The sequence below is a fragment of the Pectobacterium sp. S5 genome, from assembly GCF_051707265.1.
In the GTDB taxonomy this organism is placed as follows: Bacteria; Pseudomonadota; Gammaproteobacteria; order Enterobacterales; family Enterobacteriaceae; genus Pectobacterium; species Pectobacterium polare.
Genome location: NZ_JAULSZ010000009.1, coordinates 1 through 24,522, shown reverse-complemented (window position 1 = coordinate 24,522; position 24,522 = coordinate 1). Strand labels below are relative to the sequence as shown.

General features: G+C 51.0%; 22 protein-coding genes. 11 read left to right on the top strand and 11 right to left on the bottom strand.

Annotated features, from left to right (window positions below; translation table 11 throughout):
- Positions 1-56: 56 nt before the first annotated feature.
- Positions 57-869: a YggS family pyridoxal phosphate-dependent enzyme gene (locus QWJ20_RS21145; protein WP_433993386.1), complete on the bottom strand. Its 813-nt coding sequence runs from the start codon at positions 867-869 to the stop codon at positions 57-59.
- A gap of 103 nt (positions 870-972) precedes the next feature.
- Between QWJ20_RS21145 and QWJ20_RS21140 the strand changes: the two genes are divergently transcribed.
- Positions 973-2,466 (top strand): PLP-dependent aminotransferase family protein, encoded by a 1,494-nt coding sequence (locus QWJ20_RS21140; RefSeq protein ID WP_433993385.1) that lies wholly within the window; start codon positions 973-975, stop codon positions 2,464-2,466.
- Positions 2,467-2,605: 139 nt separating this feature from the next.
- Here QWJ20_RS21140 and fkpA read toward each other — a convergent pair whose 3' ends face one another.
- Positions 2,606-3,424: an FKBP-type peptidyl-prolyl cis-trans isomerase gene (gene fkpA / locus QWJ20_RS21135; RefSeq protein ID WP_039484793.1), complete on the bottom strand. Its 819-nt coding sequence runs from the start codon at positions 3,422-3,424 to the stop codon at positions 2,606-2,608.
- 282 nt (positions 3,425-3,706) lie between these two features.
- On the opposite strand from fkpA, the gene QWJ20_RS21130 reads away from it, so the two are divergent.
- Positions 3,707-3,925 (top strand): protein SlyX, encoded by a 219-nt coding sequence (locus tag QWJ20_RS21130; RefSeq protein ID WP_095993009.1) that lies wholly within the window; start codon positions 3,707-3,709, stop codon positions 3,923-3,925.
- Between the two features lie 120 nt (positions 3,926-4,045).
- On the opposite strand, the gene slyD is transcribed toward QWJ20_RS21130, so the two are convergent.
- The 4 genes from slyD to kefG form a co-directional block, all read right to left on the bottom strand.
- Positions 4,046-4,630, bottom strand: coding sequence for a peptidylprolyl isomerase (gene slyD, locus QWJ20_RS21125; protein ID WP_095700759.1), 585 nt, complete (start codon positions 4,628-4,630; stop codon positions 4,046-4,048).
- A gap of 120 nt (positions 4,631-4,750) precedes the next feature.
- Positions 4,751-4,945, bottom strand: coding sequence for a YheV family putative zinc ribbon protein (locus tag QWJ20_RS21120; RefSeq protein WP_095700760.1), 195 nt, complete (start codon positions 4,943-4,945; stop codon positions 4,751-4,753).
- Positions 4,946-5,007: 62 nt separating this feature from the next.
- Positions 5,008-6,819 carry a glutathione-regulated potassium-efflux system protein KefB gene (kefB, locus tag QWJ20_RS21115; RefSeq protein ID WP_095993011.1) on the bottom strand — a complete coding sequence of 604 codons (1,812 nt, stop codon included), beginning with the start codon at positions 6,817-6,819 and terminating at the stop codon, positions 5,008-5,010.
- A gap of 1 nt (position 6,820) precedes the next feature.
- Positions 6,821-7,372, bottom strand: coding sequence for a glutathione-regulated potassium-efflux system ancillary protein KefG (gene kefG / locus QWJ20_RS21110; RefSeq protein WP_161973267.1), 552 nt, complete (start codon positions 7,370-7,372; stop codon positions 6,821-6,823).
- 125 nt (positions 7,373-7,497) lie between these two features.
- Between kefG and QWJ20_RS21105 the strand changes: the two genes are divergently transcribed.
- On the top strand, positions 7,498-9,411 hold the full coding sequence (locus QWJ20_RS21105) for an ABC transporter ATP-binding protein (protein WP_249688343.1): 1,914 nt from the start codon (positions 7,498-7,500) through the stop codon (positions 9,409-9,411).
- 61 nt (positions 9,412-9,472) lie between these two features.
- Here QWJ20_RS21105 and QWJ20_RS21100 read toward each other — a convergent pair whose 3' ends face one another.
- Positions 9,473-10,075, bottom strand: coding sequence for a LysE family translocator (locus QWJ20_RS21100; protein WP_095993015.1), 603 nt, complete (start codon positions 10,073-10,075; stop codon positions 9,473-9,475).
- A 106-nt stretch (positions 10,076-10,181) separates the two neighbouring features.
- Here QWJ20_RS21100 and QWJ20_RS21095 point away from each other — a divergent pair, with 106 nt between their 5' ends.
- The 3 genes from QWJ20_RS21095 to QWJ20_RS21085 all read left to right on the top strand — a co-directional run bounded on the left by QWJ20_RS21095 (position 10,182) and on the right by QWJ20_RS21085 (position 12,449).
- Positions 10,182-11,222 carry a hydrolase gene (locus QWJ20_RS21095; RefSeq protein ID WP_433993384.1) on the top strand — a complete coding sequence of 347 codons (1,041 nt, stop codon included), beginning with the start codon at positions 10,182-10,184 and terminating at the stop codon, positions 11,220-11,222.
- Positions 11,219-11,455 carry a YheU family protein gene (locus QWJ20_RS21090; protein WP_010277524.1) on the top strand — a complete coding sequence of 79 codons (237 nt, stop codon included), beginning with the start codon at positions 11,219-11,221 and terminating at the stop codon, positions 11,453-11,455. Before QWJ20_RS21095 ends, QWJ20_RS21090 begins: the two co-directional genes overlap by 4 nt.
- A 124-nt stretch (positions 11,456-11,579) precedes the next feature.
- Positions 11,580-12,449, top strand: coding sequence for a phosphoribulokinase (locus tag QWJ20_RS21085; RefSeq protein WP_010297039.1), 870 nt, complete (start codon positions 11,580-11,582; stop codon positions 12,447-12,449).
- 114 nt (positions 12,450-12,563) lie between these two features.
- Here the strand turns inward: QWJ20_RS21085 and QWJ20_RS21080 are convergent, their stop codons facing one another.
- Positions 12,564-12,971, bottom strand: a complete 408-nt coding sequence (locus QWJ20_RS21080; RefSeq protein WP_005969525.1) for an OsmC family protein — start codon at positions 12,969-12,971, stop codon at positions 12,564-12,566.
- 375 nt (positions 12,972-13,346) lie between these two features.
- Here QWJ20_RS21080 and crp point away from each other — a divergent pair, with 375 nt between their 5' ends.
- Positions 13,347-13,979, top strand: coding sequence for a cAMP-activated global transcriptional regulator CRP (gene crp / locus QWJ20_RS21075; protein ID WP_004090925.1), 633 nt, complete (start codon positions 13,347-13,349; stop codon positions 13,977-13,979).
- Positions 13,980-14,118: 139 nt separating this feature from the next.
- On the opposite strand, the gene argD is transcribed toward crp, so the two are convergent.
- A complete protein-coding gene (argD, locus tag QWJ20_RS21070; RefSeq protein WP_433993383.1) occupies positions 14,119-15,345 on the bottom strand; it encodes a bifunctional acetylornithine/succinyldiaminopimelate transaminase in 1,227 nt (408 codons plus the stop codon).
- A gap of 119 nt (positions 15,346-15,464) precedes the next feature.
- Positions 15,465-16,040 (bottom strand): aminodeoxychorismate synthase component II, encoded by a 576-nt coding sequence (locus QWJ20_RS21065; RefSeq protein ID WP_174867111.1) that lies wholly within the window; start codon positions 16,038-16,040, stop codon positions 15,465-15,467.
- A 682-nt stretch (positions 16,041-16,722) separates the two neighbouring features.
- Between QWJ20_RS21065 and pelA the strand changes: the two genes are divergently transcribed.
- The 4 genes from pelA to pelZ all read left to right on the top strand — a co-directional run bounded on the left by pelA (position 16,723) and on the right by pelZ (position 22,926).
- Positions 16,723-17,847, top strand: coding sequence for a pectate lyase PelA (gene pelA, locus QWJ20_RS21060; RefSeq protein WP_039484581.1), 1,125 nt, complete (start codon positions 16,723-16,725; stop codon positions 17,845-17,847).
- A 669-nt stretch (positions 17,848-18,516) separates the two neighbouring features.
- Entirely contained in the window at positions 18,517-19,644 is a 1,128-nt protein-coding gene (gene pelB / locus QWJ20_RS21055; RefSeq protein ID WP_039484582.1) for a pectate lyase PelB, read from the top strand.
- Between the two features lie 710 nt (positions 19,645-20,354).
- On the top strand, positions 20,355-21,479 hold the full coding sequence (pelC, locus tag QWJ20_RS21050; protein ID WP_095993019.1) for a pectate lyase PelC: 1,125 nt from the start codon (positions 20,355-20,357) through the stop codon (positions 21,477-21,479).
- Between the two features lie 169 nt (positions 21,480-21,648).
- Positions 21,649-22,926 carry a pectate lyase PelZ gene (gene pelZ, locus QWJ20_RS21045; protein WP_433993382.1) on the top strand — a complete coding sequence of 426 codons (1,278 nt, stop codon included), beginning with the start codon at positions 21,649-21,651 and terminating at the stop codon, positions 22,924-22,926.
- A 338-nt stretch (positions 22,927-23,264) separates the two neighbouring features.
- Here pelZ and QWJ20_RS21040 read toward each other — a convergent pair whose 3' ends face one another.
- The gene (locus tag QWJ20_RS21040) at positions 23,265-24,440 is read right to left on the bottom strand and encodes an IS4 family transposase (RefSeq protein ID WP_433993381.1); all 1,176 of its coding nucleotides are present in this window, start codon (positions 24,438-24,440) and stop codon (positions 23,265-23,267) included.
- Positions 24,441-24,522: the final 82 nt, after the last annotated feature.

Sequence of the window (24,522 nt, the reverse complement as noted above, 5' to 3'; positions counted from 1 at the left end):
AAGAGTAAGAGAAGCGTCATACATGGGCATCGTCCTATGCGTTAGTCATGGAGTTTTTAACAATGTGATTCGGTAATGGCGCTATCAGGCCAGTAGTAGCTATCCGGCAGAGGCCGTGCACCAAAGATCGCCTGCCCGACACGCACCACGGTGGCACCTTCCTCAATCGCGATCTCAAAATCGCCGGACATCCCCATGGATAATTCATCCAGCTCAATACCGACCGGAAGGTTTTGCTGCAATCGCTCGCGTAACTGACGCAGCCGTATAAAACACTGGCGTACACGTTCGGCCTCGCTGGAGAACAGCGCTAGCGTCATGAACCCACGCACGCGTAGCGCAGAAAATGCGGGAAGCGCCTGAATGAACGCGGGGACATCTTCAGGGGACAGACCGTACTTGCTGGCCTCACCGGAGGTGTTGACCTGCACGAACACATCCAGCGAACGTCCTTCAATCTGCAAGCGACGATCCAGCGCTTCAGCCAGCCGCAGGCTGTCCAACGCCTGAAATTCGGTAGCGAAGCGTGCTACCAGCTTAGCCTTGTTGGTTTGCAGGTGACCAATGACCGACCACTGTAAATCGGTTAAATCCTGCATGGCTTCCCATTTACGAAACGCCTCCTGCACCTTGTTCTCACCCAATATCCGACAACCTGCCGCATGGGCCATACGCAGGCGACTTTCGGGCTTGGTCTTGCTGACGGGCAGCAGTCGCACGGTGGCAGGATCGCGACCGGCTCGCTGACAAGCTGCTGCGATGCGAGCCTGAACTGCCGCCAGATTGAGCTGGAAGTCGTCAACCGAGGCAGCGTCGGGATAACCGCCGTGCCTGTCGTGGCGAGTTTGTGTATTGGAGGATATCGACATCAGCGTCACTCCTGACGAAGAAGATGAATGGATTGTGAAACGTATTTATAGATTTAAAATAGCCGGATGTTCCCCACCATTTTCTTGATAAGAGGCAGACCAATTGTTCAAACACGCCCAGCTTGAATCGGTCAAAGCCTGGATTGGCGACCCCGCGCAAGGTGCTTTACCCTTACACGCGCGTATCCAGCGAGCGATTCGCCAGTTAATCCTCGATGGCGTTCTTGATGTGGGCAAGCCCTTGCCCGCATCACGCGCGCTGGCTACCTCACTGGGAGTATCGCGTGATACGGTCGAATCGGCTTACAGCCAGCTGCATGCAGAAGGATTTATCGAACGTCGCGTCGGTAGCGGCAGTTTCGTGTCAGCGCGGGCAAAGCGTCTGCCGGGACGTGGCAAAGCCCGAAAAATGGGAGATAGCAAAGCAGAACTGCGCCTCAGTCAACGCGGCAGCGCGATGTTTCAGAATGGTGGCGTTCGCGACTTCATCATCCCGCGTGCGTTCGCGCCCGGCGTGCCGGAAACCCGCAACTTTCCCCTCCAGACATGGGAACGGCTAGAGCGACAGGTGCTAAAAGAATATGGCACGCGGGCGCTGCTACACAGCCCGCCACAGGGCATGGAAGTGCTGAGACGTGCCATCGCAGATTATGTCAATCTCGAACGGGGAGCCCGTGCTACACCCGATCGCGTACTGGTGCTGACCAGTTCCCAGCAAGCGCTCACCCTGTGTGCGACGGTATTACTGGATGCTGGCGACCCGATATTCCTTGAAGATCCCGTATACCACGGCGCCCGCAAGGCATTCGAGGCGGCGGGACTTGCCTGTGTACCAATTCCATTAGATGCCGATGGTTTGCAGATTGATCACCTGCTTGAGGCAAGCAACGCTCACAACGTGTCCGCTAAAGCGGTATTCCTGACACCCTCACACCAGTTCCCAACCGGTGCAACGCTGACGTTGGATCGACGGCTGGCCGTGATTGAATGGGCCCGGCAGAACCAGAGCTGGATTATTGAAGACGACTACGACAGCGAGTTCCACTATGCAGGTAAACCTACCGCCTGCGTGCAGGGGCTCGACCCGCACGATCGAACGATCTATATCGGCACCTTCACCAAATCACTGTTTCCCGGCCTGCGTATCGGCTACATGGTACTGCCGCCACAGCTGGTTGCCCCAATGACCGTGGCCCGCACGCTGATGGATGGACACAGCGCGCCCATTCCACAGCTCACGCTGGCGCGTTTTATCGAAGGAGGCCACTTCGGTGCCTATGTACGCACGATGCGCACCGTTTATGCGGAACGCCGCGATGTACTGGCACGGCTGGTGCGTCAGCATCTGGCTGACTTTGTGGAGCCACGGGTACCGGCCGGAGGCATGCAAATGCCCTGTATCTTCATCCGTGACATCTCTGAACACGACGCGGTGGAATCCGCGCGTCGGGCCGGTATCGATCTGCTCGGGCTGACAGCACTGTATGCGTCGGGCCAGCATAAAGCCGGTTTCCTCATGGGATTTGCTGCCCACGCACCGCATGAACTGGAAGCTGCGGTCAAGACGTTGGCGAAGGTACTACGCACGCTGTGCTGATGATGGGTAGCAGATTGTGGATGACAGATAGGTACCGTCACGGTTAACGGGAAAAGGATTCAATCGCAGGGAAGTGATAGTGAAAAACAAAAAAAACCGCAGGTCTAAGCCTGCGGTTATATCGCCATTATCGCGATGCTTATTTAGCCGCTTTCGCTTCGGCTGCTGGTTTTTCAGCTTTCGCATCATCCGCTGCTTTCAGGTCAGCTTCAGATTTAATGTCCAGCAGTTCAACGTCAAACACCAGCGTAGAGTTAGCCGGAATGCCAGGCACGCCGTTTTCGCCATAGGCCAGTGCTGGTGGGATAGCCAGCTTGATTTTGCCGCCTTTCTTAACGTGCTTCAGACCTTCAGTCCAACCTGGTATCACGCCGTCCAGACGGAAAGAAAGTGGCTCACCACGTTTGTAGGAGTTGTCGAACTCGCTACCGTCAACCAGCGTACCTTTGTAGTTAACCACTACGGTATCGCTGTCTTTCGGCGCGTTGCCGCTACCTTCTTTCTCAACCTGATACAGAAGGCCAGATTCAGTTTTCTTCACGCCTTTTTCTTTAGCGAAGGACTCAAGATACTTGGTGCCTTTATCAGCGTTATCTTTCGCATCTTGCTTCATCTTGGCTTCAGCCGCAGCTTTCACTTTACCTTCAAAGCCTTGCAGCGTTTTCTCGATTTCTTCGTCAGTCAGCTTGCTCTTATCAGCAAAGGCATCCTGAACGCCAGCAATCAGCTGATCTTTATCCAGTTTGATACCTAATTTTTCTTGCTCTTTCAGAGAGTTATCCATGTAACGCCCTAAAGATGCACCTAACGCATAAGCCGCTGCCTGCTCATCGTTCTTGAATTTGGCTGCCGCAGTGGTGTCAGATGCCTGCGCTTTGTCTGCCGCCAGAGCCTGGCCTGCGTTCAGCGCCAGAGCCATCGTTGTTGCTAACAGCGTTACTTTAAACAGTGATTTCATCCATTTCTCCAGCATCTGGAGCGACGCGCTCCAGCCATCATTAAAATAAATTCGCGCCTACTATAACTGTGCGGACGAAGACAACACAACGACGCACGCGACAATCCTTTGATAAAAAACGTCAGGAAGCTTTTCTGACATCATTTGTGTCGTCCTAAGGCCTTCTGGCAACGATATGCCCCATTCCAGATAGTGCATTGCGCCCTACTGCGACCGTTTTTACTACCAGAAGTTTCCGCTTTCTGACAAACTCACGGGTAACAAGAAGTAAGGGGAATACCGATGTCACCATCAGCACTTGAAGAACGGCTCGAACAGTTGGAAAGCCGACAGGCTTTTCAGGAATTAACCATAGAAGAGCTTAACCAAACGGTTATTCAACACGAGCGGGAAATTAGCCGCCTGCGTGAACATATCCGTCTACTCACCGACCGACTGCGTAGCCAGCAAACCTCACTCGTCGCATCACAGGCAGAAGAAACGCCGCCGCCGCATTACTGAGATTAGCGCACCGTTATGCCGGCGCTCGATACAGGCCAGATCCCGATATAAAAGTAAATAAATAAAAAAACCTCAGGTGATCTTCATCAACCTGAGGTTTCTTTTATGCGCTACGACTAATTAGTGGCAGCCGCATCCACCGTTGCCGCCGCAGCCGCCTTTACCGTGCTGGTGACCGTGATCGTGGTCGTGATCATGGCCGTGACCACCACAGCAGCCGTCGCCGTGTTCATGATCGTGTTCGCCGTGAACGTGACCGTGCGCCAGCTCTTCTTCCGTCGCTTCGCGGATAGCAACAACTTCAACGTTGAAGCTCAGGTTTTGGCCTGCCAGCATGTGGTTGCCGTCGACAACAACGTGGTCGTCTTCAACTTCGGTGATTTCAACTGGCACTGGACCCTGATCGGTCTCAGCCAGGAAACGCATGCCAACCTGCAGCTCGTCAACGCCCATAAAGACATCTTTCGGTACGCGCTGAACCAGATTTTCATCATAGTTGCCGTAAGCGTCGCTGGAACCAATGTTCACATCAAACTTCGCGCCAGCCTCACGGCCTTCCAACGCGTTTTCCAGACCAGAAATCAGGGAACCGTGACCATGCAGATAGTCCAACGGCGCGCTCACCGGAGACTCATCAACCAACACACCGTCTTCTGTACGTACCTGATAGGCCAGGCTGACCACCAGATCTTTTGCTACTTTCATGATATCTCCTACCGTTGGAAATCAAACTGGCGCAAATTGTAGCTGAAAAATGTCCCTATGTACCGTCTGGAATCAAAAAACGTCAGCGGTTGGTGACAATGCCACCACGACACTCACCCCTCATTCTGGCCGGAAGATCCCGATAATATCGCTAGCCTGCGAGGCGGGTGCGGCCGTGGGCTCATCTGCCTGACTCTGGCGATATCCGCACTTCACGCACACCACAACCTCAACATCATCTTCCCGTCCAACGGCAAGCGTGTCCTGAGCCTGACACGTCGGGCACACGGCCCCTGCAATAAAGCGTTTACGCATGATAACTCCAATTCATCTCCGTTCTAGAACCCAGAACCTATTCCGATAGGCGTTATTGGCTCTTACTCGTCGTCCTCATCCCACACACTGGGCCGACGTCGCTCACGCAGCATTTCCCGCTGGAAAATATCCTCCAGCTCACGGCGTGCCTCTTTCACACGAGAGATTTGCGCGACATCCCCCGTCAGTTGCGGCATCAGCTCACGTAGCATGCGCATATCCAGACGGCGGAAATGCTGTTGCGCACGCATCGCCTGATGCGGATGCATACCCAGCGTCACCAGCGTTTTTCGCCCTAGCTCCAGCGCGCTGGAAAAGGTTTCGCGCGAGAAGTATCGTACGCCAGTCTGTAATAGCTCATGAGCTTCAACACGCCCACGTGCCCGCGCCAGAATCTCCAGATTTGGAAAGTGTTGCTGACAAAGATGCACAATCTCCATCGTATCTTCCGGCGCATTACAGGTGATCACGATTGAACGTGCTTTATCCGCGCCCGCCGAGCGCAGCAGCTCAAGCTCCGTGGCATCGCCATAATAAACCTTATAACCATAGCTGCGCATCAGGCTCACGGCGCTGATATCGCGCTCCAGAACCGTAATCCGCATTTTGTTCGCCATTAATAAGCGACCAATCACCTGCCCGAAACGCCCGAAGCCCACCACGATCACCTGTGGTTCGTCATCCTCGACATACGGTTTCTCATCCGGCACATCCTGCACGTTGTAACGACGTACCAGAATGCGGTCGATCAACTGCATCAGCAGCGGCGTCGTCATCATTGATAGCGTCACCGTCACCAACAACAGCGGCAGTTGCTCACCTTTCAATACGTTGAATGAAGCCGCAGCGGAAAACAGGACGAAAGCGAACTCACCGCCCTGACTCAGCACCCCGGCAAACTGCAAGCGCTCGGAGCGACGCATACGATTAATTCGCGCAAGGAAATACAGGACGGCCGCTTTCACGGCCACCAGCACCAATACCGCAAACATAATCTTCACGATATGGGTATAGAGGATCCCGAGATTCAGCGCCATGCCTACAGAGATAAAGAACAGCCCAAGCAGCAAGCCTTTGAACGGCTCAATGGCAATTTCTAATTCATGTCGATATTCGCTTTCTGCCAGCAGAATACCGGCGATAAAGGTGCCTAACGCCATAGAAAGCCCTAACGCTTCCATAAACAGCGCAGAGCCGAGCACCAGCAACAGCGCGGCGGCGGTGAATACTTCGCGCACGCCGGATGCCGCAATAAAGCGGAACAGCGGACGCACCAGATAGCGACCACCGATTAGCATGCCGAGAAACGCGGCGACCTTCAGCCCAATACGCTCCCAATCGCCGAAATCCCCCTGCACACCAGCCAGAATCGGAATCAGCGCCAGCGCAGGGATAACGGCCAAATCCTGAAACAGCAGAACGGAGAAACCTAGTTGCCCCGATTCATTGCGGTTCATGCCCTTTTCGCGCATCAGTTGCAGCGCCATGGCCGTTGACGACATCGCCAGCCCCACGCCACCAATCAGCGCGGACTGCCACGAGAAATCCGTCAGATACAGGGCTCCGCCTAAAATCAGCGCACTCAGTCCGACCTGAGCCGCCCCAACGCCAAAGATCGAGCGGCGCAGCGTCCAGAGCTTGGAGGGATTCAACTCCAGACCGATGATGAACATCAGAAAAACGACACCCAGCTCCGAGAAGTGCAGAATGGCTTCCACATCACGGATAAAGCCAAGCCCCCAAGGGCCAATGGCGATCCCAGCGATCAAATAGCCCAATACGGCGCCAATCCCTATTCGGGCAGCGATCGGTACGGCGACTACCGCCACAAACAAAAACAAGACTCCGGCGGTCAGGAGCGAAGAACTCTCCATACTAGCGTTCCTCTTCAGGTAAAGGGGAGGATAGCCATTCACCGTAAGCTTTGGCTTGACTCAACAACACATCGGGCTGTAACCGACGCGCCCAGTAAATAATCATGGGATGCATCCAATGCATACGGCACATTGCTGCCGTCAGCTCAAACGGGCGTAGCAAATCGTCCATCGGGTAGCGATTGCTCCCATCAGCGTGGTAGGCATCTTCCGGCTCACCAGTCGTAATCACCGAGCGCCAGTATTTCCCCGCCAGCGCATTCCCGCCAATCCCATTCGCGAAGCCGCGAGATAACACCCTATCGAGCCACTCTTTCAGCAGCGCCGGACAGCTGTAGGTATAAAACGGATGTTGGAAAACAATGACCTGATGCTCACGCAGCAGCTGTTGTTCATGATGAATATCGATAAAAAAGTCAGGATAGTGTGCGTAAAGATCGTGCACGGTTACATTCGCCAACTGCTGCGCCGGTTGCAATAAGATCCGGTTCGCTACCGAGTCCTGTGGTTCCGGATGGGCATACAGCAGCAAAATCTTCGGTGGCTGCGACATCATTCCCCTCCAAAGCGTCGTCATAATAATCGTTTTCCGTTACCATGCAGCGCAACGACTAAAAACGGGACACCGCGTGTCCTGATATGTCCATAATTTAACATACTCTGAACATACGGCGCTTTATGATTGTTTTCTCTTCGCTGCAAATTCGACGTGGTGTACGCGTTCTGATCGATAACGCGACAGCAACGGTTAATCCCGGCCAGAAAGTCGGTCTGGTTGGCAAAAACGGCTGTGGTAAATCTACGCTGCTGTCATTACTGAAAGGCGAAATCAGCGCCGACGGTGGCACCGCAACATTCCCGCAAAACTGGTCACTGGCCTGGGTCAATCAGGAAACGCCTGCGTTGGACAAACCCGCGCTGGACTACGTGATTGACGGCGACCGTGAGTTTCGCCAGTTGGAAGCCGCGTTGCAGACCGCCAACGAAGAGAATGACGGCAACGCCATTGCCACGCTGCACGGCAAGCTCGATGCGATTCAGGCCTGGACGATTCAGGCCAGAGCATCAAGCCTGCTCAATGGGCTAGGATTTTCTCAGTCACAGCTGCAACAGCCAGTCAGCGCCTTTTCCGGTGGCTGGCGGATGCGTTTGAATCTGGCACAGGCGCTGATCTGTCGTTCAGATCTGCTGTTGCTGGATGAACCGACCAACCACCTCGATCTGGATGCGGTCATCTGGCTGGAAAAGTGGCTGAAAAACTACGCCGGCACGCTGGTTCTGATCTCGCACGACCGCGATTTCCTCGATCCAGTGGTAACTAAGATTCTGCACATCGAGCAGCAGTCGCTCAACGAGTACACGGGTAACTACTCCTCGTTTGAACGCCAGCGCGCCACCCGTCTTGCACAGCAGCAATCGCTCTATGAACATCAGCAGGAGCGCGTCGCGCATCTGCAACACTACATTGACCGCTTCCGCGCACAAGCGACCAAAGCCAAGCAGGCGCAAAGCCGGATAAAAATGCTGGAACGCATGGAAATGATTGCACCAGCGCATGTCGATAACCCTTTCCGCTTCAGCTTTCGCGCTCCGGAATCGTTGCCCAACCCACTGATGAAGATGGAAAAGGTCAGCGCAGGCTATAACGACAAGCTGATTCTGGAATCCATCAAACTCAATTTAGTGCCGGGTTCCCGCATCGGGCTGCTCGGCCATAACGGCGCGGGTAAATCCACACTGATCAAACTGCTTGCTGGCACGCTCGCCCCACTGAAAGGGGAAATTGGGCTGGCGAAAGGTGTGAAGCTCGGTTATTTCGCCCAGCACCAGTTAGAGTTTCTACGTGCGGACGAATCGCCATTACAGCATCTGGTGCGTCTGGCAGAGCGGGAAACGGAACAGCAACTGCGCGACTACCTCGGCGGCTTCGGTTTTCAGGGCGACAAAGTCACAGAGATCACCGAGCGCTTCTCCGGCGGCGAGAAAGCCCGTCTGGTACTGGCACTGATCGTCTGGCAGCGTCCGAACCTCCTGCTGCTCGACGAACCGACCAACCACCTCGATCTGGATATGCGTCAGGCGTTGACTGAAGCATTAATCGATTTTGAAGGTGCGCTGGTTGTCGTCTCGCACGATCGACACCTGATCCGTTCTACTACGGACGATCTCTATCTGGTACACGACCAGAAAGTAGAACCGTTCGACGGCGATTTGGAAGACTACCAGCAGTGGCTGGTCGGCCTGCAACGTCAGGAAAATGCGGCCGATGAAACGCCAAAAGAGAATATCGCCAACAGCGCACAGGGCAGAAAAGATCAGAAACGCCGCGAAGCCGAATTGAGAACGCAAACGCAGCCGCTGCGCAAACAGATAACCAAGCTTGAGCAGCAGATGGAAAAGCTGGGGGAAACGCTGGCAACGCTGGAAGCCCGACTGGCGGACAGTGCCATCTACGACATCAGCCGTAAAGCCGAACTCACCGACTGCCTGCAACAGCAAACCAAAGTCAAAATCGAGCTGGAAGAAACGGAACTGTCCTGGCTAGATGCGCAGGAACAGCTAGAGCAGATGATGCAGAGCGATTCATTTTGATATTAGTTGCCTGAAAAAGAGTCGCGAGCGAAAAACCGCTCGCGACCTTATCAACGAAGCCTTAATGCCAAATCAACAGCACGCAGGCGGCGGTCAGCAGCCCCATTGACACATTAAAGATAATCCACGCTTTTTTACTGCGCAGTAGTCGTCCAATCATCGTGCCAAATCCGAGCCAGATGACACCGGACACCAGATTGACCAGTACAATCCCGACGCTTATCGCGATCACAGACTGGTTATAGCCTTCCCCCGCCAGACTAAAGCTGGCAACCGCGCCCAGTGCCATGAGCCACGCTTTCGGGTTCAGGAATTGCAGCAACCACCCTTGATAAAGCCGGATCGGCTGGGGCGGTGCAACAGACGTTTCCAGTCGTTCGTAAGCTGCCGTGGCAATTTTCCACGCCAGCCAGAGCAGATAGGCACTGCCGAGGACTTTCAGGATAAAATGCAGCGAAGGATAAATCAGAATCAAACCACCGACACCGAATGCCACCAGCAGCAAAATGCTCTGCATGCCCAGCATGATGCCAACCATCAGCCACAGTGAACGCATAAAGCCAAAATTCGCGCCCGAGGTGGTCAACAGCATATTATTCGGCCCCGGTGTGATGGCCGCTACCCACAAAAACCCCAACATCGAAAGAAATAAACTCAGTTCCATTATTTGTGGGCGCTCCTGACCCAAATGTCGTACCAACTGGCAGCATTGAAGCTAACAGTGTGATATTGATCGTACAAGAGCCGACAACAAGATTTATCTATCCTTTATGTATGACCATTTTCGCCCGCTGAGCGGCGCTCATAATCCACATCTGCAAACGCTATTACCGCGTCTGATCCGCCGTCATGCGCAATTCTCGCCAGTCTGGCAGTCACTGGAATTACCAGACGGTGATTTCGTCGATCTGGCCTGGAGCGAAGCCCCTGAACAGGCGCGACACAAACCGCGCGTGGTGCTGTTTCACGGGCTGGAAGGCAGCTTCCATAGCCCGTACGCTCACGGCCTGCTACATGCCTGTAAGCAGCGTGGCTGGCTGGCCGTCATCATGCATTTTCGCGGATGCAGCGGTAAACCCAACCGGATGAAGCGTATTTACCACTCCGGCGAAACCAGCGATGCCAGCTATTTCCTGCGCTGGATGCAGGAGACGCTGGGCAATGCGCCTACCGCTGCCATCGGCGTGTCTCTCGGCGGTAACATGCTGGCCTACCTGCTCGCGCAGCAAGGCGAAGCCTGCTCCCTGTCCGCGGCCGTCATTGTTTCCGCACCACTGATGCTTGAACCCTGTAGCCGTCGGATGGAACAAGGTTTCTCCCGCGTCTATCAGCATTACCTGCTGCGCCTGCTGAAACAAAACGCTGGCCGCAAGCTGGCGGCGTATCCAGATACATTGCCAATTCAGTTGCCGCAGTTGAAGCGAATCCGCCAGCTGCGAGAGTTTGATGACGTCATTACCTCACGTATCCACGGCTTCCGCGATGCGGCCGACTACTATCGACGTTGCAGCGCTCTGCCACTGTTGCCTCAGATACGTAAACCGCTGCTCATCATCCATGCGAAGGACGATCCTTTCATGACATCAGAGGTGATTCCCGATCTGTCGCAGTTACCGTCTAATATTGAGTATCAGCTAACGGAACATGGTGGGCATGTTGGCTTCGTCGGTGGAACGTTGCTGAAACCGGAAATGTGGCTGGAACAGCGCATTCCCAACTGGCTTAGCCCATTTTTGGACCAGGCCAGCGGCTCTTTTTCTTCAGGAACTGTTTTTACTCAGGAACCCTTTGAATCAGGAAACATAGCGTGATTATTCCCTGGCAACAGCTCGATCCAGAAACGCTGGATAACATCATCGAATCTTTCGTCCTGCGGGAAGGCACCGATTACGGCGAACAGGAGCGTTCGCTGGCGCAGAAAGTGGAAGATATCCGCGGCCAACTCCAATCTGGCGAAGTGGTATTGGTGTGGTCTGAGTTACATGAAACCCTCAATATCATGCCGCGTAATCAGCTCAATTCCGGAGGACATGCCCCTTATTGAGCACGCCGAAAGTCGTGAAAGAACGCGCCAAACATGCTAACAATGATGATAATTACGTCTTTTTTGAGGATGCGCGCAGGCCTTCGGTCTATGCGGGCATCGCGATCACGGAGTCACGCACTTTATGTCACATCAACATCCGATTATTGCGGTTACCGGCTCCAGCGGAGCGGGAACCACGACAACCAGTCTGGCCTTCCGTAAGATTTTCCAGCAGTTTGATCTGCGCGCAGCCCAGTTGGAAGGCGATAGCTTTCACCGCTATACCCGCCCGGAAATGGATATGGCGATTCGTAAAGCGCGTGATTCAGGACGCCACATCAGCTATTTCGGCCCGGAAGCGAATGATTTCAGCCTGCTGGAACAGTCGTTTATCGAATATGGCCTGCACGGGCGCGGCCAGACGCGTAAATACCTTCATACCTACGATGAAGCGATTCCCTATAATCAGGTTCCTGGGACGTTCACGCCGTGGGAGCCAATGCCGGAACCCACCGATATCCTGTTCTATGAAGGATTGCACGGCGGCGTGGTCACCGAGCAAAATGACGTGGCACAGCATGTCGATTTACTCGTCGGCGTGGTGCCGATCGTCAACCTGGAATGGATTCAAAAGCTGATTCGTGACGTTAATGAGCGCGGCCACTCGCGTGAAGCTGTGATGGATTCCGTCGTCCGCTCAATGGAAGATTACATCACCTATATCACGCCACAGTTCTCTCGCACACACATCAACTTCCAGCGTGTGCCTACCGTGGACACCTCCAACCCGTTCGCCGCCAAATCGATTCCCTCACTGGACGAAAGCTTCGTCGTGATTCATTTTCAGGGATTGGATAATATTGATTATCCCTATCTGCTCGCCATGTTGCAGGGTTCCTTTATCTCCCACATCAACACGCTGGTCGTTCCCGGTGGGAAGATGGGATTGGCGATGGAATTAATCATGGCACCGCTGGTGCAGCGGTTAATTGAAGGGAAAACGATCGAATAAGCATCGAGATACACGGGGCGACCACAGGGGTGAGGCCTCCCTACGGGAACCTCCCCCTGTGTTTCCCCCTAATAACAGGCTTAAGTGACCAGAATTAGTGCCCAGAGACAGGGGTTATGCCAGCACTCTAATTTCGTGGCTGTGCGTCACCTCAACGGCTTTGCCCAGCATCAGTGCGACTGAGCAGTATTTTTCTGCCGACAGTGCGACGGCTCGCTCGACAACTTTGTCGGTCAATCCTTTTCCCGTCACGATAAAATGCAGATTGATATGGGTGAATAAACGCGGTGCTTCAGACCGACGTTCTGACGTTAATTTCACTTCACAATCCGCTACATCGTTGCGGCCTTTTTGCAGAATAGACACCACATCAATCGCGCTGCATCCCCCTACGGACATCAACACCATTTCCATCGGACTCGGCGCTTTATCACCGGAATTGCCGTCCATCAATATCTGATGTCCTGATGCGGATTCGCCCAAAAACGTTAAGCCTTCAACCCATTTTACCCGTGCCTGCATGATGCCTCTCCACTAAAAATTTTTTGAAAATTTATACCGTTACTGTACAAAAACCAGCGTTAATCAGCGCTTTGTCATGCTGAAGCGAGACAACACAAGACACGTCCTTAAAGCTGTGTTAAAACGAAAATAGAATAGACCTTTTCTGGACAAACCCAGAAACGAAGAAGATGATGACCTGGCCAGACATACCCCAGCCATGTTTACGGTGCGGCAAGGCAGCAACCGGAAAATAAAGGGTACAGAGGTTTCAGTATATTCCCTGACGTCATTCTGCCTAGACTGAATTTTATTTTTTTAGCAGTTAAACACGCCGTACAGGGAACTCTGACCCCTGTAATTTGCGCAGTGAATTACAACAGAGGATGATAGCGAATGGTTCTCGGCAAACCGCAAACAGATCCAACTCTCGAATGGTTCCTTTCCCATTGTCATATCCACAAGTATCCATCGAAGAGCACGCTGATTCACCAAGGTGAAAAAGCAGAGACGCTTTACTACATCGTGAAAGGCTCTGTCGCAGTGCTAATCAAAGATGAAGAAGGCAAGGAAATGATTCTCTCCTACCTCAATCAGGGCGATTTTATCGGCGAGCTCGGCCTGTTTGAAGAAGGTCAGGAACGCAGCGCCTGGGTTCGGGCAAAAACCGCCTGTGAAGTGGCTGAAATTTCCTATAAAAAATTCCGCCAGCTCATCCAGGTTAACCCGGATATCCTCATGCGTCTGTCTGCGCAAATGGCAAGCAGACTTCAGGTTACCTCTGAGAAAGTAGGCAACCTCGCCTTCCTTGATGTGACCGGCCGTATTGCCCAAACCCTACTCAACCTGGCCAAACAACCTGATGCCATGACGCATCCAGATGGCATGCAAATAAAAATTACCCGTCAGGAAATTGGGCAAATCGTTGGCTGCTCGCGTGAAACCGTGGGCCGCATTCTGAAAATGTTAGAAGACCAGAACCTGATCTCTGCACACGGTAAAACGATTGTCGTTTACGGCACTCGCTAAACCCCTGTCGCGGTACCCTACCAATAAAAAAGCGTGAAGCCTCGGCCTCACGCTTTTTTTATGGAGAGCTTCCTGCTCGCCACCCTACGGGCCGTCGCAAGCGACGTTGAAAAACGTTCCCTACGTTTTTTATGTCTAATCAGTTTGCTGCGTTAACGACCTGCGCGACGGCTTCAGTGAATTTCGCCATCCCCTGCGCAATATCCTCTTCATCAATGATCAACGACGGTACAAAGCGGATCACATTCGGTCCTGCCATCAGCACCATAAGCCCCTGAGCCGTTGCCGCCGCCAGAAACTCGCCCGCACGACCATGCCATTGCGGTTTCAGTTCTGCACCCAGCAGCAACCCCATACCGCGAACCTGTTCGAATACCCCGTACTGCTGATTGATTTTCTCAAGCTCACTGACAAAGCGATCGTGGCGATCCGCCACGCCTGACAGTACTTCCGGCGTGTTGATAATATCCAGTGCGGCTTCCGCCACCGCACAGGCCAGCGGGTTGCCGCCATAGGTGGTGCCGTGTACCCCAACCGTCATGGCCGATGCGATCTCTTCCGTCGTCAGCATCGCGCTAATTGGGAAACCACCGCCTAATGCTTTAGCCGTTGTGAGAATATCCGGCGTAATGCCGTAGTGCATGTAGCTGAATAGTTTGCCAGTACGCCCCATTCCGCTCTGCACTTCATCAAACACCAGCAGTGCCTTGTGTTGGTCACACAGATCGCGAACGCCTTGTAAAAACTCAGGCGTAGCAGGCGTAATCCCCCCTTCACCCTGAATCGGCTCCAGCACAACTGCACAGGTGTGATCGTCCATCACCGCTTTAACAGCAGCCAGATCGTTGAAGGGAACATGAACAATATCGGCAGGTTTAGGCCCGAAACCGTCGGCATATTTAGGCTGTCCGCCGACCGAGACGGTGAACAGCGTCCGACCATGGAATGCATTGTAGAAGGCGATGATCTTGGTTTTATACGGACTATGGCGTTTAACCGCATAGTGACGCGCCAGCTTAAAGGCCGCTTCGTTAGCCTCCGCACCGGAGTTAACAAAGAACACGCGGTCGGCAAAAGTAGCATCAATCAATTTGCTGGCGAGGCGTAGCGCAGGCTCATTAGTGAAAATATTGCTGGTGTGCCACAGCGTTTCACCCTGCTGCTGCAACGCGTTCACCAATGCTGGATGGCAGTGACCCAGCGCCGTAACCGCAATACCGCCGGAGAAATCGATATACTCGCGGCCGTCCTGATCCCAGACGCGGCTCCCTTTACCTTTCACGGGTACAAACTTCGCGGGTGCATAAACTGGCAAAATCACTTTATCGTGAGTATCCCGTGTCACTGCTTTCTGCTCTGCTGCCATTTGCTGCCTCACTCTGCTGTCCATCATGTCGGAATGAAAATATAGTCAATAAATATGCATAAAAAATCAATTACAGGCAATATTAAATCGGCTACTGAGGAGAATAACTTTCTATATCGCTAAATTTTAAGGAAATTATCCAAAAGCTGATGCCCTTGCTGGCTAAGAATGCTCTCTGGGTGAAACTGCACCCCTTCCAGCGGCAATGTGCGATGGCGGATCCCCATAATCTCATCACGCTTCCCTTCATGTTCGCTCCAGGCCGTGACTTCAAAGCAATCGGGTAGTGAGGCGGAATCAATAATGAGTGAATGGTAACGGGTGACCGTCAAAGGCTGAGCCAACCCCGTGAAAACCCCCATATCGCGATGCGCAATCGCTGAGGTTTTCCCGTGCATGACCTGCCGTGCCCGCACCACGCGCGCACCGAACGCCTGCCCCATCGCCTGATGACCAAGACACACGCCCAGAATAGGCAATTTATCGGCAAAGTGACGAATGGCAGCCAGTGAAATGCCCGCCTCGTCCGGCGTACAAGGGCCCGGTGAAATGACCAATCGCTTAGGCGCAAGCTGTTCAATCTCACGCAGCGTCAGCTCATCATTACGCTTCACCACAACCTGTGCGCCGAGCTCACAAAAGTATTGGTAAAGGTTGTAGGTAAAGGAGTCGTAGTTATCGATAATTAGCAGCATAGTCATTGCACTGTTAGTCGGAAAAGCCGTACTAACATACATGAAATCCGCGTCAGGTACCCACCCCTCGTTACCATCAAAGACAAAGGGATCGCTCTTGCCATTTAAGAAATTAGCATGATAATAATTATATCGATCACAAATCATTTATTTCATCAGTAAAAATCTTTATTAATAGGCCTTATTTATTATCTCTACTCACAGTAAACGATTACCTTGAAATTATTTTTAACAAAAAAAATAATAAACAAAAAATCGCCTATGAATTAATTCATATTTTTAAAAAAAGACAGAAGAGCTAAGAAGATTAGCTTTAAAGTGATATTTTTGATGCCGATCACAATTGCTAATGCAGCGAATAAGCCATGCATGTAGAATGGATAAAAAATAAAGAATCCAGATTGAAACAATAAATATCAAAAAACATAAGCATATGATTTTAAATAATTTAAATGGAAATTGGTTTCTATTTAAAAGTAATAGACACAAATCCTCTCAGCTGTCCTCTGTTATTTAATTAATATATTTAACGCCCCATCTTGTATTGTTTATTTTTTCTGTTAACACTTAGCTCGGCTTTATAGACAAACCTTAATTTCATTTTTGTTGAAACAGCCTTTTTATTACACAGGGTGTGTAGTGGTAAATACCCAAAAAAATTCTATGTCAAGGAGAGTACATAATGAAATACCTACTGCCTTCTGCAGCCGCTGGGCTGTTGCTGATCGCTGCCCAACCGACAATGGCGGCAAATACGGGAGGTTATGCCACCACTGACGGCGGCGACGTTTCCGGCGCTGTGAAAAAAACCGCACGCTCTCTGCAAGAGATCGTCGATATCATTGAGGCCGCGAAAAAGGACTCAAGCGGTAAAGCGGTCAAAGGTGGCGCCTACCCGCTCGTCATTACCTATAACGGTAATGAAGATGCGCTAATCAAAGCGGCTGAAGCTAACATCTGCGGCCAATGGAGCAAAGATCCACGCGGTGTAGAAATCAAAGAGTTCACCAAAGGGATCACCATCCTCGGTACCAACGGTTCTTCCGCTAACTTCGGTATCTGGATGGTTAACTCTTCCAACGTTGTCGTACGTAACATGCGTTTCGGCTATATGCCTGGCGGTGCCAAAGATGGCGATGCCATCCGTATCGATAACACACCGAACGTTTGGGTCGATCATAACGAGATCTTCGCCAAGAACTTCGAATGTGCTGGTACGCCAGACAACGACACCACCTTTGAATCAGCGGTTGATATCAAGAAAGCCTCAACCAACGTCACCGTGTCGTACAACTATATCCATGGCGTGAAAAAGGTAGGGTTGAGCGGCTCAAGCAACACGGATACCGGTCGTAACCTGACTTACCATCACAATATTTACAGCGATGTTAACTCACGTCTGCCGCTGCAACGTGGTGGCCAAGTGCATGCTTATAACAACCTGTATGACGGTATCAAAGGTTCAGGCTTTAACGTCCGTCAGAAAGGGATCGCGCTGATCGAAAGTAACTGGTTCGAAAATGCACTCAACCCAGTGACCGCACGTAACGACGATTCCAACTTCGGTACCTGGGAACTCCGTAACAACAACATTACCAGCCCATCTGATTTTGCTAAATACAAGATCACCTGGGGTAAACCATCTACCCCGCACATCAATGCGGATGACTGGAAGAGCACCGGTAAATTCCCGGCCGTTCCGTACAAATACACCCCAGTTTCTGCACAGTGCGTGAAGGATAAACTGGCAAGCTACGCAGGCGTAAGTAAAAACCTGGCAGTACTGACAGAAGCCAACTGTAAATAAACGCGCTAAGCCCGACGCATTCATTCTGCGTCGGGTTCTTCCTGAGCGAGTGCTTCGGCCTCGCTCATTTTTAAGAGATCCACACAAGATTGTCAGCGTGGCCTTCATGAAAATAGACGTCATGCTAATGATCATTTAGCTAATAAACCGCAATGAATAATGAGGTCTATTTTTTTGCTTATCACATAAAGAAATGCCATATAGCGACTAATAATAATTATTTTTTAACAAACTAAAATTCACGATAAAATTGATTCATCACGTAAACAATATTGAATATGCCTGTGATAGTATATTTTGACTTAAGATGGCTTTCTTACGTTAGCGGCAGCGATTACTACAGGAAAAATAACAAATTAAAAACCAATCAATAAAGAAACCTGAGTGCATTTATTCTCTACCAAAAAAAAATAACCTTATGATTTTCGGTTACTTTAAAAGAAAATCGTTTCTTATAAAATCCAAATTATCCAATCATCAGTATTACAAAATGTTTCAGCCCTGATACATTTAACATTTCACCCTTGAACTGAACTTATTTTTTGACCACACTCCCTTGGTTTTTCACCAAAATTGACATTCATTTTTGTTGAAAAATGTGTACCTGTTACATCGGGCATAGGGATCGATAAATGCCCATGAAAATTCTATTCCAAGGAGACAGTCATAATGAAATATCTATTGCCTACGGCAGCCGCTGGGTTGTTATTACTCGCTGCTCAACCCGCGATGGCCGCAAATACGGGCGGCTATGCCACCACGGATGGTGGGGAAGTATCCGGTGCTGTGAAAAAAACGGCACGCTCTATGAAAGAGATTGTGGATATTATTGAAGCCGCGCAAGTGGATTCAAAAGGCAAGAAAGTCAAAGGCGGTGCTTATCCGCTCATCATCACCTATAACGGTAATGAAGATTCATTAATCAAAGCGGCTGAAAAGAATATCTGCGGCCAGTGGAGTAAAGACGCTCGCGGCGTACAAATCAAAGAGTTCACCAAAGGCATTACGATTCAGGGCACCAATGGCTCATCCGCCAACTTCGGTGTTTGGATCGTGAATTCTTCTAACGTCGTGGTACGTAACATGCGCTTTGGCTATATGCCGGGCGGCGCGCAAGACGGCGATGCCATTCGTATCGATAACTCACCGAATGTCTGGATCGACCACAACGAGATCTTTGCCAAGAACTTTGAGTGTAAAGGCACGCCAGACGATGACACCACCTTTGAATCAGCGGTTGATATCAAGAAAGGGTCAACGAACGTCACGGTGTCCTATAACTACATCCACGGCATCAAGAAAGTCGGCCTGAGCGGTTCAAGTAGCTCGGATACGACAGCGCGTAACCTGACTTACCATCACAATATCTACCGCGATGTTAACTCACGCCTGCCACTACAGCGTGGTGGTCTGGTTCATGCGTACAACAACCTGTATGACGGCATCACCGGTTCAGGCTTTAACGTCCGTCAGAAAGGGAAAGCCCTCATCGAAAGCAACTGGTTCGAAAATGCGCTGAACCCAGTGACGGCACGTAACGACAGTTCCAACTTCGGTACCTGGGATCTGCGTAACAACAACATCATGAAACCGGCAGACTTCGCTAAATACAAAATCACCTGGGGCAAACCGTCCTCTCCTCACATCAATGCGGATGACTGGAAGACCACAGGCAAATTCCCTACCGTCTCCTATAAGTACACTCCCGTTTCTGCGCAGTGTGTGAAGGATAAACTGGCAAACTATGCTGGCGTCGGTAAAAACCTGGCAGTACTGACAGCAGCTAACTGCAAATAAACGCGGTCAGGCTTTCTCCGTCGCAGCAAGACAGGAAGCAATAAGCCTGAATATCCCGTGGCCGTGACTCTTCATACAGAAGCATGGTTCTCCCCAAGCGAGCTCTAAGAGCTCGCTTGTTTTTTATGGAACCCACGCATGAGAATGGATATGTATTCCTAAAGCGCATGCACAAATTAAATATCAAGCTAATTATTTATTTAATAAATTAATAGTTTGATTTATTAATAAAAAAACCATCCTTTAATTAAGGATTAATCGATAGAAATAAAAAAAGCCCATCAACACGTGATTAATTAATAACTTGATCGGCATCAACTATTTCTGACGCCATCCTCTCAACGAGGAAATTTTACTTATTTATTGATGTCGCTCACAGTTATCACCTCTATCAAATCGCATCCAACAACGAGTAATAAAACGAAATATGATTTTATTTTTCATAAAACTCTCAATTACCTGATTTTAGAAAAAATGAAAAAAAATATTATCATTTAAAATAGGCACTTATTAGTCTTTTGGATTTACGACGTTATTCACCCTATATATTTAATATCGAAATATTGAATTCTTTTACTTTTATGGTAAGAATTAATTGGGATTTCAATAAACCTTGATTTCATTTTTATTGAAACACCAAAATAATATAATCTGGGCTATGTGGATCATAAATGCCCAAACAAAAATTCAATTCCAAGGAGAGTACCCTAATGAAATACCTACTGCCTTCTGCAGCCGCTGGGCTGTTATTGCTTGCGGCCCAACCAACGATGGCGGCAAATACGGGGGGTTATGCCACCACTGACGGTGGTGACGTTGCCGGTGCCGTGAAAAAAACAGCGCGCTCCATGCAAGATATTATTGATATCATCGAAGAAGCGAAAAAGGACGCAAACGGTAAGAAAGTCAAAGGCGGCGCTTACCCGCTCGTCATCACCTATAACGGTAATGAAGACGCGCTGATCAAAGCCGCTGAGGCCAACATCTGCGGCCAGTGGAGTAAGGATGCCCGAGGTGTAGAAATCAAAGAGTTCACCAAAGGGATTACCATCCTTGGAACTAACGGATCGTCCGCCAACTTCGGGATCTGGCTGACAAAATCATCCGATATCGTCATACGCAATATGCGTTTTGGTTACATGCCGGGCGGCGCGCAGGATGGCGATGCCATTCGTATCGATAACACGCCGAACGTCTGGATTGACCACAACGAGATCTTCGCGAAAAACTTTGAATGCGCAGGTACAAAAGACGGTGACACGACATTCGAATCCGCGATTGATATTAAGAAAGCCTCGACCAACGTGACCATCTCGTACAACTACATTCATGGCATCAAAAAAGTGGGGCTGAGCGGCTTCAGCAGCAGCGATACGGGCCGTGACCTGACTTACCATCACAATATTTACGACGACGTTAACGCTCGCCTTCCGCTGCAACGTGGCGGCCAAGTTCACGCGTATAACAACCTGTATACTGGCATCACCAGTTCTGGCCTGAACGTGCGTCAGAAAGGGATTGCGCTGATCGAACGTAACTGGTTCGAGAATGCGAAAAACCCAGTGACCTCACGTTATGACGGTTCCAACTTCGGTACCTGGGAACTGCGTAATAACAACGTCATGAGCCCAGCCGACTTCGCTAAATACAACATCACCTGGGATAAAGATTCCAAGCCCTACGTGAATGCGGAAGACTGGAAAAGCACCGGTACGTTCGCTTCTGTTCCTTACAGCTACTCTCCAGTTTCTCCACAGTGCGTGAAGGACAAACTGGCGAACTATGCCGGCGTGAACAAAAACCTTGCCGTGCTGACAGCAGCAAATTGCAACTAGTTGCAAAGCGTGAAAGGTAAATAAGCGAATTGCAGGCTCCGTCCCTCATTGTCCTGTGCTAACCGGAGCCTGCAAACAAGCTTAACGCCCGTCGGTTTATCGTTCGGGCTGCACTTGAGCGAGTCCTAAGGGCTCGCTCATTTTTATCGTTAATATTCAAGGAAATGAAATGAAACGTTCTCTTCTGTTCGCCGCACTGTTCAGCACTGGATTAGTATTCAGTGTCGGCATACCGATGGCTAGCGCCGCCACACCGGCAGCACCAGAGTTGAAAGGATTCGGAACGGATACCGTTGCAGGCAGCGGTGGACGTATTATTCGCGTCACAACGCTGGCTTCTTCCGGTGCAGGCTCACTCAGGGAAGCGCTGGCCGCCAAAGGGCCGCGCATTATCGTTTTTGAGGTTGGCGGCATTATCGACCTGAATAAAAGTGACCTCCGGTTAGCAGAGCCGTTTGTCACCATCGCCGGCCAGACCGCTCCCTCTCCCGGTATCACCATCATTCGCGGCGGAATGGGAATCAGCACACATGATGTGCTGATGCAGCATATTCGTTTCCGCATCGGCGATGCCGGTACGGGTAAAAAAAGCGGCTTTGAACGCGATGTTTCCATCAACGGCAAAGATGCCTACAACGTCGTGATCGACCATTCTAGTTTCGCCTGGGGTACGGACGAAAACCTGTCTATTTCCGGCCCACGCTATGACGGGCCGCAGGGCACCGCGCACCGCATCACACTGTCGAATAATATCGTTGCTGAAGGCCTATACGATTCGGCTCACACCAAAGGTATTCACTCGATGGGGACGCTGGTTCACGATAACGTGACCGACGTATCGATCGTGGGCAGCCTCTATGCGCACAACAACGAGCGCAACGCCTGGTTCAAGGCTGGCTCTACGGGCGTCATGGTCAATAACCTGATCTATAACCCCGGCATCTGGGGTCTTCGCGTCGGTGGAGTAGCGAAAGAGTGGGAAGGGAAAACCATGCCCGCCAGCCCACGAGTCTCCGTTGCGGGTAACGTGATGCACTACGGTGTCAATACCAAAGCAGGTTTAGGACTGGTAGGAAGCAACACCTCCGGCGATGTCTGGATGTCAGATAACCTCGCGTACGATGCCAAGGGCAAAGCCGCACCGCAAACGTCAGGCAGCGGGATTAATTTACTCAAAGTGTCCCCTATTTGGCCTGCGGGCTTAACAGCATCACCGGCCAGCGCCGTCACCAATCAGGTACTGCAAAGCGCAGGCGCACGACCTAAAGATCGTGATGCCGTTGATAAACGTATCGTGGAGAATTTCAAACAGCGTAAAGGTGGCTTCGTGAATAGTCAGGAAGACGTCGGCGGCTATCCTGTTGCAACCGCGACCTACCGTCAGTTGAATGTGCCGAGCACCGGCGTGGATGCTTGGCTACAGCAGATGGCTAAAGCGCTGGAATAATGCAGCCGTTGGTACGTTAAGATCGCAAAAGGCCACATCAGTGCTGAGAGATCCCCAGAAACATCATCAATACACCATGATGATGTTTCGATAGGCTCTCGCCATATCGTCGTATACCCTGTCGGGGTTCATCCCCGACAGGATCCTCGGTGATTGACGGATGACATTTTCACTCAATGTCAGATACGACAACACCCTCCGAGATTTCTCACTGTTCGCCTGAAACCATCTATTTATTCCTTTGCTTTCAAGATAATAACCCGTCAGCCACATGATGATGCTGTAGAGTGTCGCTATCAGGCAAAGCACTGATANCTGAGAGATCCCCAGAAACATCATCAATACACCATGATGATGTTTCGATAGGCTCTCGCCATATCGTCGTATACCCTGTCGGGGTTCATCCCCGACAGGATCCTCGGTGATTGACGGATGACATTTTCACTCAATGTCAGATACGACAACACCCTCCGAGATTTCTCAYTGTTCGCCTGAAACCATCTATTTATTCCTTTGCTTTCAAGATAATAACCCGTCAGCCACATGATGATGCTGTAGAGTGTCGCTATCAGGCAAAGCACTGATATTCGCTTTTCGCCCCGACTTTTACTTGCCCTAAGCCCCAATCCATAGCGCTCACTTTTCTCATCCCTGAAATTCTGCTCTATCTGCATACGGCGACTGTAAATTTTAACTATCTCACGTGGTTTATATCCCATCAGGCTGGTAAAAAGCAGCCACGGTTCACGCGCGCTTTTACGATACATCTTGTCCGTTTTAGGGAAGCTCTGGTTGCCTTTCCTGCCCGTTGCCCGCTTATGCACGGTATAGAAATGCCCGAGGCAGTCACGGCTGGCGTTGCGTGCCAGTCGCCCAAATCCCAGATAGCATGACTTCGCTCTTGACGTAATATCCCGCGCCATTTTCCATTCCTCATCCCCGATTATCTGAAAGTAAAGGCGACCTCTGACACGTCCGACAAAATGCCAGCCCAGAGAGCGAATGTGATGAAACCAACTGCTGCGAAAGCCTGCATCAGTCACAACAATGACCTGCTTATCTTTGCCGATGGCGGCAGCCATCTGATCGAGAAAGTCGTTCTGAACGGTAGCGTTGTTCTGGTATTGAGAGGAAATGACTTTACTCATCAGMGGGATAGCTCTTYCATCGCACAGTAGACTCGCCCGCAAAACGCTGAGCTCCGATGACGGATARCCGCTCCAGTCCACGGCAATAACGCATAATGAAAGGCTGCTGGTGAGGCGGGATACAAGCTTCTGATAAACAGCGGGGACATCGCTAAACATCAGGTTACTGTTGAGATGCCGGTCAACACGCTTAATCTTGTGCTTAACCCGTGCCGGTCCTGGCAGATACCTGCCGATGCTGGTAAGAGAGAGCGATGCGCCACGCGTCAGTGCGACGGTCATATCGAGCAGAGCATTTTTACGGTACTGATGAAGTGAGTTCAGGGACTGGCTAAAAAATTTATGGCAAACTTGTGAAGCAGGCATAGAGGCGTGACCTTACTTTTTGGTGGAACACTAAGTAGATCACAACCTTCTATGCCTGTCTTTATTTATGGGGAACCGTCAG